The organism is Shewanella algicola, assembly GCF_014648035.1.
Classification (GTDB): domain Bacteria; phylum Pseudomonadota; class Gammaproteobacteria; order Enterobacterales; family Shewanellaceae; genus Shewanella; species Shewanella algicola.
In genome coordinates this window covers 1-771 of the sequence record NZ_BMQI01000160.1, presented here as the reverse complement: position 1 = coordinate 771, position 771 = coordinate 1, and the positions used below count along the sequence as shown (strand labels likewise).

Below are 771 nucleotides of genomic sequence, written 5' to 3'. Positions count from 1 at the left end.
CACCGCTGCTGGCAAACATATACCTCCACTACGTCTTCGATCTGTGGGCGCATCAGTGGCGACGTCGCTATGCCACAGGCAATGTGGTAATGGTCAGATACGCCGATGACATCGTCATCGGGTTCGACAAACGATACGATGCCCGGCGCTTCCGTATAGCCATGCAGCGCAGACTGAGGGAGTTCGGACTCACGGTTCACCCGGAGAAAACCCGTCTGATGGAGTTCGGCCGCTTCGCTGCCGAAAACCGTGCCATCAGGGGAAAAGGCAAACCAGAAACGTTCAACTTCCTCGGGTTCACGCACATCAGCGGGAAAGATCGCAACGGCAGGTTCATGCTGATACGAAAGACCCGCCGGGATCGGATGACGGCAACTCTGAAAGCCATCAAAGACGGTCTGCGAAGGCGCTGGCATTACTCAATCCCCGAACAGGGAAAATGGCTCAGGAGAGTGGTTCAGGGATACCTGAACTATCACTCGGTACCGGGCAACTTCCCCACCATGCAGAAGTTCAGGACACACGTAACAAACCTCTGGCGCCGGGCGCTCAGGCGCAGGAGCCAGAAGGATGATACGACCTGGACGAAAGCAAACAAACTGGCAGCCGCATGGCTACCAAGGGTTCGGGTTCTTCATCCATGGCCTGTGGAGCGGTTCACCGCCAGACACCCGAGGCAGGAGCCCGGTGCGTAAATCGCGCACGCCGGGATCTGTGCGGGGGGTATCCGGTAACGGGTATCCCTACCGCGACATTCAATGTATTTTTTAC

1 protein-coding gene is annotated in these 771 nt (G+C 57.1%); it reads left to right on the top strand.

What is annotated here, in order from left to right:
• The first annotated feature begins 5 nt into the window (after positions 1 to 5).
• Positions 6 to 695: a reverse transcriptase domain-containing protein gene (locus IEY42_RS22215; protein WP_444544469.1), complete on the top strand. Its 690-nt coding sequence runs from the start codon at positions 6 to 8 to the stop codon at positions 693 to 695.
• Positions 696 to 771: the final 76 nt, after the last annotated feature.